Origin of the sequence: Arthrobacter sp. GCM10027362 (genome assembly GCF_042679445.1) — a bacterium.
Lineage (GTDB): Bacteria > Actinomycetota > Actinomycetes > Actinomycetales > Micrococcaceae > Crystallibacter.
Genome location: NZ_JBHTML010000248.1, coordinates 1 through 4,747, shown reverse-complemented (window position 1 = coordinate 4,747; position 4,747 = coordinate 1). Strand labels below are relative to the sequence as shown.

The window sequence follows — 4,747 nt, the reverse complement described above, 5'->3', positions numbered from 1 at the left end:
CGGCGGCCGCGCCCGCCAACCCGGTCCGCGGCGTTCCGCTGCGGAGCAGGGACGAGGCAGTCAGGCAACGGCTGGCCGCGCTGAGCGGGGCCCTGGTGCCCCGTGCGGCGGTGCTGTGGCGTCAGCTGAGCACCGTGCCGGCCTGGGACGGACCGGCGCTGTGGCTGCACGGGGACCTGCATCCGGCCAACCTCATTACCCACAGCGGCCGGCTCGCGGCGGTGGTCGATTTCGGCGACCTGACCGCGGGGGATCCGGCCACCGACCTGGCAGCTGCCTGGCTGGTGTTCGACGACGCGGGCCGGCGGATCTTCAAGGCGTCGCTTGAAGCGCGCCGGCACATCGACGCGGCCACCTGGCAGCGCGGACGCGGCTGGGCGCTGAACATCGCCACGGCACTGCTGGCCCACTCGGACGACAGTCCCCTGCTGCGCCGGATCGGCGAAGAAACCTTGGTCCAGGTGCTGGACGGCACACCCTGACAGTCCCCCCGGTGGCGGCCGCCACGGTCTGGTCATCGCCGCCGAAGACCGTAGAGTTGGAACGTGATGCAGGCCACGTGGTGGTAGCGGGCGGGGACGAGAGTAAAGGATGGGCTGCGTGAAGGCGCTGTTGAAGTCCGGGCCGCACCCCGGTTTCGAGCTGGTGGACCGCCCCGAGCCGGAACCCGGCCACGCGGACGTGAAGATCAGGGTCTGCACCACCGGCATCTGCGGCACCGACCTGCACATCCAGTCCTGGGACGCCTGGGCGCAGGGCGCCATCACCACCCCGCTGGTTCCGGGCCACGAGTTCTACGGCGAGGTGGTCCAGGTGGGCGCCGACGTCCGGGACGTCCGGCCGGGGGACCGGGTCTCCGGCGAGGGGCACATTGTCTGCGGGACCTGCCGCAACTGCCGTGCCGGCCGCCGGCAGATGTGCATCCGCACCGTGAGCGTGGGGGTGCAGCGGGACGGGGCCTTCGCCGAGTACGTGGTCCTGCCCGAGACCAACGTCTGGGTGCACCGCGACCCGGGTATCACTCCGGAGCTCGGCGCCATCTTCGATCCGTTCGGGAACGCGGTCCATACCGCGCTGAGCTTTCCGCTGGTCGGGGAGGATGTGCTGATCACGGGGGCCGGCCCGATCGGACTGATGGCCGTCGCCGTCGCGCGCCACGCCGGGGCCCGCAAGATCGCCATCACGGACGTGTCCCGGGCGCGGTTGGAGCTGGCGGTGAAGATGGGGGCCGACCTGGCCGTGGATGTGAGCCGGGACAGGCTGGCCCAGGCACAGCACCAGCTGCGCATGGCCGAAGGCTTCGACGTCGGACTGGAAATGTCCGGACGCGCCACCGCGCTGCGCGAAATGATCGACAATATGACCCACGGCGGGCGCATTGCCCTGCTGGGGCTGCCCTCCGAACCGATCACCGTCGACTGGTCCAAGGTGGTGACCCACATGCTCACGCTCAAGGGCATCTACGGGCGGGAGATGTTCGAGACCTGGTATGCCATGAGCGCCATGCTCTCCTCCAGTCCGGTGCTGCATGCGGCGATTTCCGGCGTGATCACCGATGTGCTGCCGGCCGCGGAGTGGGAACGCGGCTTCGGGATTGCCCGCGGTGGCCTTGGCGGCAAGGTAGTGCTTGACTGGACCCACATCTGACGCCGCCGGGAGGAGGTTGCCATGTATTCAACGATGAAACGGCAGCTGCAGGAAGAGCTGGACGGAATCCGTGCCGCCGGCCTGTTCAAGGCCGAGCGCCGGATCGCCTCGCCGCAGTCCGGCCGCATCCTCGCCGGCAGTCCGGACTCCCCGCCGCGCCCGGTGCTGAACTTCTGCGCCAACAACTACCTCGGTCTGGCCGACGACCCGCGGATCATCGCCGCCGCCAAGCAGGCCATGGACGAGCGCGGCTTCGGCATGGCCAGCGTGCGCTTCATCTGCGGCACCCAGGACCTGCACCTGACGCTGGAACAGCGCGTCTCGGGCTTCCTCGGCACCGAGGACACCATCCTGTTCTCCTCCTGCTTCGACGCGAACGGCGGCGTCTTCGAAGCCCTTTTCGGCCCCGAGGATGCGGTCATCTCTGACGCGCTGAACCACGCCTCGATCATCGACGGCATCAGGCTCTCCAAGGCCCGGCGCTACCGCTATGCCAACCGGGACATGGCCGAGCTCGAGGCCCGGCTGCAGGAAGCCTCCGGGGCAAGGCGGAAGGTCGTCGTGACCGACGGCGTGTTCTCGATGGACGGCTACCTGGCCCCGCTGCGCGAGATCTGCGCGCTCGCGAACCGCCACGACGCGCTGGTGATGGTGGACGACTCCCATGCCGTCGGCGTCATCGGGCCCTCCGGGGCCGGGAGCCCCGAGCATGCGGGGGTGTCCGACCGGGTGGACATCTATACCGGTACCTTCGGCAAGGCCCTCGGCGGCGGCTCCGGCGGCTATGTGTCCGGCCGCCGGGAGATCGTGGCCATGCTGCGGCAGAAGGCCCGGCCCTACCTCTTTTCCAACTCGCTGGCGCCTGCCATTGCCGCAGCGACCCTGCAGGCCCTGGACCTGGTCCAGGGTACGGCCGAGCTGCGCGCGAAGCTGCAGGAGAACGCGGCGCTCTTCCGCCGCCGGATGGCGGCGGAGGGCTTCGACCTGCTGCCCGGCGAGCACCCGATTGTGCCGGTGATGTTCGGCGATGCCGTGCTGGCCGGCCGGATGGCGGAGGCGATGCTGGAGCAGGGGGTCTACGTCACGGCCTTCAGTTACCCGGTGGTGCCCCAAGACGCGGCCCGGATCCGTGTCCAGCTCTCCGCGGCCCACACCGCCGACGACGTCGAAGCGTGCGTGGCTGCCTTCGCCGCCGCCCGTGCGGCGGTGCGGGACCGCGGGTCCTGATGGCATCGTTCGGCTGGCGGAGAAGGCCGCGGCAGGACGCCGAACCGGCAGCCATCCGCGACTTCTGGGCCTGGTGGCTGCAGGAAGGCATCCGGCTGGTGGCACGGGGCCGGGATGCCGGCGGCACCGACTATGCCGGGCAGCTTAGCCGACACGTGTCCCGGATCAGCCCGGGCCTGGCCTGGGAGCTGGGGCCGGGCACGGTCTCCGAACACCAGCTGGTCATCTTTCCCGGAAGCAGGGACTACGCCCCGGTGGCCCGCCGGGTGCTCAAGGCGGCCCCGGCGCCGTCGCCGCAGTGGGAATACGCCGATGTGCGCCAGCCGTCCGACGTCTTCGAGGACCTGACCCTGGGCATCGGCGGCCAGGAATTCGACGGCGCGGCCTTCCGGGTGGGCCTGATGCTTCACCGGTACTCGGCGGACATCGCCGTCTACCACCCACACCTGAAGGATCTGCCTCCGAATGAACGGATGGACCCGGTCCTGATCATGCTTGACCATGCCATCGGCCAGCGGGATGTCAGCGCCTGGATCGGGGTTGTCGAGCCGGTGCTGCACGAGCTGCCCAACGGCGTGCCGCTGGCCATGCTGCGCGTCGTGGTGGCACAGCTGCGCGCGGCGGCCTTCGACGTCGGCGGACAGCCCCGCTGGCACGACCTGCACGGCACGGCCGCGGACGGGCTGCCGGTCGCGGCTCGTGTCCAGGTGCCGCTGGTACCCGCGTTCTGGCCCGACTACGACCTCCACGTCGTCGTCAGCCTGCCGTACCAGGTGCACCTGGCCGCCGGCACGGATGCGGCGCTGCTGCAGGACGCCGGGCTGCCGGATCCGGCCGGACTGCCGGCACAGGATCCCGGGGCGCCGCAGGATTCCGGGCTGGCGGACGGCGCGGGGCTGTCGGACGGCCCCGGACTGCCGGATGCCGGGGCACTGGCGGCGTTGCAGGCGATGGAGGGCCGTCTGTGCGGGCAGCTGCTCGGCGAGGGACGCCTGGTCGCGACGGAAACGAGCGGCGGCCGGCGGGCGCTGCACTTCTACGTGGACTCCACCAGTCCGGCCGCCTGGGATCTGGAGGCCGCCGCTGTGGAGTGGAAGTACGGACGAGTCGGTTTCGGCACCGAGCTTGATCCGGCTTGGGCCAGCGTCAGCCATTTGCGGATCAAGTAAAGGTTGGGGCGCTCCCGCAGTGTCGGCTGCGCCGCCACGGCGGGGCCCTCGCGCCCCACCCTGGGCGCTCCCGCAGTGTCGGCTCCGCCGCCCGGACGCAGGCCGTGGCAGGATGGCACTGTGAGCCTCACCTGCAATGTCCTGATCATTGGCGGCGGTATTGCCGGCCTCTCTCTGGCCTCGGCGCTCTCCGGCAGCGCACCCGGCCTGACGGTGGTGCTTGCCGAGGCCGAAGCGACGCTGGCCTACCACACTTCCTCCCGCTCCGCCCGGCAGTTGATTCCCAGCTACGGACCGCCGGCGGTCCGCGAGCTGACCAGGCGGACCCTGGAACTGCTGCACAGCGTCCAGGAGCGGACCGGGACGGTGTTCCTGGCCCCGCGCAGCTTCCTGCTGGTCGGCAGCGAGGAGCAGGTGAAGGCCAACGCCACCGGGGAGATGGAGTTCCTCAGCCCGGCGCAGGTGCAGCGGCTCAGCCCCGAACTGCGTCCCGGCACCTTCGCCGCAGCCGGCCTGGACCGGCACTCCTTCGGTTCCAACGCGGACGCCATGATCGAGTACCACCGCGCGACGGCGGAGGCCGCAGGGGCCCTGGTCCTCACCGGGGCGCCGGTCCGGTCCGCTGCAGCCGGCGGCGCCGGCTGGCGGGTCGAGGCGGGGGAGCACAGCATCGAGGCGGCCACCGTGGTCAACGCCGCCGGGGC

The 4,747-nt window shown here is 71.0% G+C and carries 5 protein-coding genes; all 5 read left to right on the top strand.

Annotation, left to right across the window (positions count from 1 at the left end):
• Nucleotides 1–482, top strand: a 482-nt coding sequence (locus ACFQ36_RS20870; RefSeq protein WP_377017165.1) for a phosphotransferase, incomplete at its 5' end; no start/stop codon positions are given.
• A gap of 118 nt (nt 483–600) precedes the next feature.
• The gene (gene tdh / locus ACFQ36_RS20865; protein WP_377017163.1) at nt 601–1,647 is read left to right on the top strand and encodes an L-threonine 3-dehydrogenase; all 1,047 of its coding nucleotides are present in this window, start codon (nt 601–603) and stop codon (nt 1,645–1,647) included.
• A 21-nt stretch (nt 1,648–1,668) separates the two neighbouring features.
• Nucleotides 1,669–2,874: a glycine C-acetyltransferase gene (locus ACFQ36_RS20860; protein ID WP_377017161.1), complete on the top strand. Its 1,206-nt coding sequence runs from the start codon at nt 1,669–1,671 to the stop codon at nt 2,872–2,874.
• Entirely contained in the window at nt 2,874–4,043 is a 1,170-nt protein-coding gene (locus ACFQ36_RS20855) for a hypothetical protein (protein WP_377017159.1), read from the top strand. Before ACFQ36_RS20860 ends, ACFQ36_RS20855 begins: the two co-directional genes overlap by 1 nt.
• A 120-nt stretch (nt 4,044–4,163) precedes the next feature.
• A partial coding sequence (locus ACFQ36_RS20850) for an NAD(P)/FAD-dependent oxidoreductase (RefSeq protein WP_377017157.1) occupies nt 4,164–4,747 on the top strand: 584 nt, incomplete at its 3' end.

Coding starts and splice junctions, on each gene's coding strand:
- ACFQ36_RS20860 (WP_377017161.1), top strand. CDS start 1,669: ATGTATTCAACGATGAAACGGCAGCTGCAGGAAGAGCTGGACGGAATC.
- ACFQ36_RS20855 (WP_377017159.1), top strand. CDS start 2,874: ATGGCATCGTTCGGCTGGCGGAGAAGGCCGCGGCAGGACGCCGAACCG.